This is a genomic window from Pseudomonas donghuensis (assembly GCF_000259195.1).
Classification (GTDB): Bacteria; Pseudomonadota; Gammaproteobacteria; order Pseudomonadales; family Pseudomonadaceae; genus Aquipseudomonas; species Aquipseudomonas donghuensis.
Map to the genome: position 1 here is coordinate 1 of NZ_AJJP01000223.1, position 4,780 is coordinate 4,780.

A 4,780-nucleotide genomic window follows, 5' to 3' on the forward strand; every position below is an offset into this window, starting at 1 on the left:
TGTGGGAGCGGGCTTGCCCCGCGATGCTTGTTACCGGTAATCTTTTCCTTCTGAATTCATCCGATGATTGGATGTCATGACGTTATTGATCAAGCGCTCCCTGGTCGAACAAGCCGTCGAGCAACTGCGCCAGCGCGTGGCCAGCGGTGCCTGGGCCGTGGGCCAGCGCCTGCCCACCGAACCGGAACTGGCCAGCGAACTGGGCATCAGTCGCAACACCGTGCGTGAAGCCATGCGCGTGCTGGCGTTCAGCGGCCTGGTCGAAGTCCGCCAGGGGGATGGCAGCTACCTGCGCAGCGCCGTCGACCCGCTGCAGGCGCTACAGGCCTTGTCGCGCTGCGATCTGGAGCAGGCGCGCGAGACCCGCCATATTCTTGAAGCCGAAGCCATTGGCCTGGCCGCGCTGCGTCGTACCGACGCGGACCTGCACGCTCTTCGCGAAGCGCTCGAACACAGCGGCGCGCATTTTCATGCCGACCTGGAGCAGTACATCCGTTGCGATCTGGTGTTCCACCAGCGCCTGGTCGATGCCGCGCACAACCCGGCCCTGAGCGAGCTGTATCGGTACTTTTCCGGTGTGGTGGCCGCCACCTTGCACCACAACCTGTCCCACGCGCCCCGCTGTCAGCTGGTCTTCGACCTGCACGGGCAGATTCTCGATGCCATCGAACAACGCGATCCGGACCGGGCCAAGGCCCTGAGCCGGACCCTGATCAACGAATCCTGACCTTGCGAGACTGCCATGGGCCATGACACAACCCGAACTGCGGCGCCAGCCAATGGGCCGGAGCTGGAAGAACTGCTGATCGACGCCGAGGCCGACGACGAACAGGTGCAACAGCAGCCGGTGCTGCTCAAGCGGCCCTGGCTGTTGCTGCTCGGCCTGGTGCTGGTGGCGCTGAACCTGCGGCCAGCGTTGTCGAGCATGGCGCCGCTGCTTAGCCAGGTTTGCGACAGCCTCGGCCTGACAGCGTCGCAGGCCGGTTTGCTGACGACCTTGCCAGTGCTTTGCCTGGGCCTGTTCGCGCCGCTGGCACCGTTGCTGGCGCGGCGCTTTGGCAGCGAGCGGGTGATCCTCGGTATTCTTTTGGTGTTGGCAGCGGGTATTGCCGTGCGTAGCGCCTTCGGCAGTACTGGCGTGTTCGTCGGCAGCATCATGGCCGGGGCCAGCATCGGCGTGATCGGCGTACTGTTGCCTGGCATCGTCAAACGTGATTTCCCCAAGCACGCCGGGACCCTGACCGGTGTCTACACCATGGCTTTGTGCCTGGGCGCGGCCATGGCGGCCGGCGCCACCGTCCCCCTGAGCGAGCGCCTGGGTGACAGTTGGTCGCTAGGTCTGGGTTTCTGGTTGATCCCGGCATTGCTGGCCGCGCTGATCTGGTTGCCCCAGGCGCGCGAGGGACACGGTGCGCATCACGTCGCCTATCGGGTGCGTGGCCTGCTGCGCGACCCGCTGGCCTGGCAGGTGACCTTGTACATGGGCCTGCAGTCGTCGCTGGCCTATATCGTCTTTGGCTGGCTGCCGTCGATTCTCATCGGTCGCGGCCTGAGCCCGACCCAGGCGGGGTTGGTGCTTTCCGGCTCAGTCATCGTGCAGTTGATCAGCTCGCTCAGCGCCCCCTGGCTGGCGACCCGCGGCAAGGACCAGCGCCTGGCCATCGTGATCGTCATGCTCATGGCCCTGGCCGGTTTGTTCGGCTGCCTGTATGCGCCCCTGGATGGCCTGTGGGGCTGGGCAATCGTGCTTGGCTTGGGGCAGGGCGGCACTTTCGCCCTGGCCCTGACCCTGATCGTGCTGCGCTCCAAAGACGCCCATGTGGCGGCCAACCTGTCGAGTATGGCTCAAGGCATCGGCTATACCCTGGCTTCGATGGGGCCGTTCGCGGTCGGCCTGGTGCATGATTTGACCGGCGGCTGGAGTGCGGTAGGCTGGATCTTTGCGGTGCTGGGGGCTGGCGCCATTGGTTTTGGCCTCAAGGCCGGGCGCAACTTGCATGTGCAGGTGGTCAGCGAGCGGGTTTGAGATTGCGTTGAGGCTATTGCCGGCAAGGCCGGCTCCCACAGGGGAACTGCTGCACACTCCTGTGGGCGCCAGCCTTGCTGGCGATGGCTGCGAAGCGGCCCGGGTTTAAGCAGACATTCGCCAGGCAAATGTCCATAGCTTTTTGCCACTCCAGCGGACTATCGTTCAGGCCTATTCCCTTCGAAACGGACCGGCCCATGAGCGACGCCAACACTGCCTTGATCACCCGCTTCTACCAGGCCTTCCAGCGCCTGGATGCCGAAGCCATGGTTGCCTGCTACAGCGACGATATCGTCTTCAGCGACCCGGCCTTCGGCACCTTGCGCGGCAAGGACGCGGGTGACATGTGGCGCATGCTCACCACCCGTGCCAAGGATTTTTCCCTGACCTTCGACAGCGTGCGTGCCGATGAACGCAGCGCCAGTGCGCACTGGGTCGCCCGCTACCTGTTCAGCCAGACCGGTCGTACCGTGGTCAACGACATTCAGGCGCGTTTCGTCCTGCGGGACGGCAAGATCTGCGAGCACCACGATAGCTTCGACCTGTGGGGCTGGTCGCGCCAGGCATTGGGCACCAGCGGGTTGTTGCTGGGCTGGTCACCACTGGTGCAGGGCAAGGTGCGTGCCCAGGCGCAGAAAGGCCTGCGGGCGTTTCAGGCCGGGCGCTGAAGCGCTAAGCTGTGCGCTTTGCCGTTGATAGTAGCCGTCGTGTCCGAGCCCACTCCCGAACCCCTGAACAAACCCTGGTACGTCTACCTGGTGCGCGCCGCCAATGGCTCGCTGTATTGCGGGATCAGTGACAACCCCGCACGGCGCTTCCTGGCCCATCAGAAGGGCCAGGGCGCACGCTACTTCAGTACCAGCCCGGCAGTGGCTTTGGTCTATGTCGAAGCCTGGCCGGACAAGACCAAGGCCCTGCAACAGGAGCGGCTGGTGAAGAAGCTGCGCAAAAGTGCCAAGGAAGCGCTGGTGGCCTCCTGGTCGGGGCTCAGTCCTTGCGACGCTTGAGCTGATCGGTCAGTTGCGTCGGCAGGCCCTTGATGATCAGGGTACCGGCTTCCTCGTCGTATTCGATCTTCGAGCCCAGCAGGTGGGCTTCAAAGCTGATCGACAGGCCCTCGGCGCGCCCGGTGAAGCGGCGGAACTGGTTGAGGGTGCGTTTATCGGCCGGGATTTCCGGCGACAGGCCGTAGTCCTTGTTGCGGATGTGCTCGTAGAAGGCCCGAGGGCGGTCTTCGTCGATCAGCCCCGAAAGCTCCTCAAGGGTCACCGGCTCGCCGGCCTTGGTCTGGCTGGTGGCGTAGTCGACAAGGGTCTGGGTTTTCTCGCGAGCGGCTTCTTCGGGCAGGTCCTCGCTTTCGACGAAGTCACTGAAGGCCTTGAGCAGGGTACGGGTTTCGCCCGGGCCGTCGACACCTTCCTGGCAGCCGATGAAGTCGCGGAAGTACTCCGAGACCTTCTTGCCGTTCTTGCCCTTGATGAACGAGATGTACTGCTTGGAGGCTTTGTTGTTCTGCCACTCGGAGAGGTTGATGCGTGCAGCCAGGTGCAGCTGGCCCAGGTCCAGGTGGCGCGACGGGGTCACGTCGAGGTCGGCGTTCACCGCCACGCCTTCGCTGTGGTGCAGCAGGGCGATGGCCAGGTAGTCAGTCATGCCTTGCTGGTAGTGGGCGAACAAGACGTGGCCACCGACGGACAGGTTGGACTCTTCCATCAGTTTTTGCAGGTGTTCGACGGCGACCCGGCTGAAGGCGGTAAAGGTGCTGCCTTCCTCCAGGTATTCCTTGAGCCAGCCGCTGAACGGGTGGGCGCCGGATTCTGCGTGGAAGAAGCCCCAGGCCTTGCCCTGTTTGGCGTTGTAGCTGTCGTTGAGGTCGGCCAGGAGGTTTTCGATGGCACCGGACTCGGCCAGTTCCGAGTCGCGTGCGTGCAGCACGGCGGGGCTACCATCGGGTTTCTTGTCGATCAGGTGGACGATGCAATGACGGATCGGCATGGGATTCTCGGTCGAAAATGGGCGGTGCTGGCCGCGTTGCAAAGTCGCCAAGTGTACCTCAGCCCAGGGGTGATTCAGTGGCCAGATGTTGGCAGATATGTCGGTTGTTCGTTTTTTGTTCAGAATTTTGCGTTTTTTCGCGCAAACCCCCGAAAAACCTGCACATTTGCCTTGAGGGAGGCGGATATTTATCTATTCCTGTGGTAGTTTTGCCCGGTCTTGCGCCCCGTGTGTGGCGCATTGCTGGCAGACCGCTCGCGTCACGTCGAACCAAACGTCGTTTTACGTATCTACATACGCGATTGACGTGGCTGTAACACCGGACCGCCGGATCCCCCGCAGGTCTGGCTCGATGACTGACGTAGCACTCTGCATACTCACTGAATTTGATAGGGAAGGAACACCACCATGGCATTGACCAAAGACCAACTGATCGCCGATATCGCTGAAGCTATCGACGCGCCAAAAACCACCGCGCGTAACGCTCTGGAGCAACTGGGTCAGATCGTTGCTGATCAGCTGGAAAATGGCAGCGAAATCACCCTGCCAGGCATCGGCAAACTGAAAATCACCGAGCGTCCTGCCCGTACCGGCCGCAACCCTTCGACTGGCGCTGCCATCGAAATCGCTGCCAAGAAAGTCGTCAAGTTCGTGCCAGCCAAAGTGCTGACCGACGCTGTAAACAAGTAATTGTAAACAGCTCGAAAAAACCGCGTCCGGGTTGCCCGGACGCGGTTAATGAGATGGTCACCCCGACAC

General features: G+C 62.6%; 6 protein-coding genes. 5 read left to right on the forward strand and 1 reads right to left on the reverse strand.

The genetic code is table 11. The features are described from left to right. The first annotated feature begins 76 nt into the window (after positions 1 to 76). From UW3_RS0102230 to UW3_RS0102245, 4 genes are all read left to right on the forward strand, one after another. Positions 77 to 727, forward strand: a complete 651-nt coding sequence (locus tag UW3_RS0102230; protein WP_010220561.1) for a FadR/GntR family transcriptional regulator — start codon at positions 77 to 79, stop codon at positions 725 to 727. 15 nt (positions 728 to 742) lie between these two features. Next, a complete protein-coding gene (locus UW3_RS0102235; protein WP_010220562.1) occupies positions 743 to 2,026 on the forward strand; it encodes a CynX/NimT family MFS transporter in 1,284 nt (427 codons plus the stop codon). A 197-nt stretch (positions 2,027 to 2,223) separates the two neighbouring features. Further along, positions 2,224 to 2,694, forward strand: a complete 471-nt coding sequence (locus tag UW3_RS0102240; protein WP_010220563.1) for a nuclear transport factor 2 family protein — start codon at positions 2,224 to 2,226, stop codon at positions 2,692 to 2,694. Positions 2,695 to 2,733: 39 nt separating this feature from the next. Next, positions 2,734 to 3,033 carry a GIY-YIG nuclease family protein gene (locus UW3_RS0102245; RefSeq protein WP_010220564.1) on the forward strand — a complete coding sequence of 100 codons (300 nt, stop codon included), beginning with the start codon at positions 2,734 to 2,736 and terminating at the stop codon, positions 3,031 to 3,033. Here the strand turns inward: UW3_RS0102245 and yejK are convergent. Continuing rightward, a complete protein-coding gene (gene yejK, locus UW3_RS0102250) occupies positions 3,014 to 4,021 on the reverse strand; it encodes a nucleoid-associated protein YejK (protein WP_010220565.1) in 1,008 nt (335 codons plus the stop codon). The genes UW3_RS0102245 and yejK overlap by 20 nt on opposite strands. A 408-nt stretch (positions 4,022 to 4,429) precedes the next feature. Here yejK and UW3_RS0102255 point away from each other — a divergent pair, with 408 nt between their 5' ends. Beyond that, the gene (locus tag UW3_RS0102255) at positions 4,430 to 4,711 is read left to right on the forward strand and encodes an HU family DNA-binding protein (protein WP_009398256.1); all 282 of its coding nucleotides are present in this window, start codon (positions 4,430 to 4,432) and stop codon (positions 4,709 to 4,711) included. Positions 4,712 to 4,780: the final 69 nt, after the last annotated feature.

What these genes read in the sequence shown, in the direction of transcription:
- UW3_RS0102230 (WP_010220561.1), top strand. Translation starts at nt 77, where the DNA reads ATGACGTTATTGATCAAGCGCTCCCTGGTCGAACAAGCCGTCGAGCAA.
- UW3_RS0102235 (WP_010220562.1), top strand. Translation starts at nt 743, where the DNA reads ATGGGCCATGACACAACCCGAACTGCGGCGCCAGCCAATGGGCCGGAG.
- UW3_RS0102240 (WP_010220563.1), top strand. Translation starts at nt 2,224, where the DNA reads ATGAGCGACGCCAACACTGCCTTGATCACCCGCTTCTACCAGGCCTTC.
- yejK (WP_010220565.1), bottom strand. Translation starts at nt 4,021, where the DNA reads ATGCCGATCCGTCATTGCATCGTCCACCTGATCGACAAGAAACCCGAT.
- UW3_RS0102255 (WP_009398256.1), top strand. Translation starts at nt 4,430, where the DNA reads ATGGCATTGACCAAAGACCAACTGATCGCCGATATCGCTGAAGCTATC.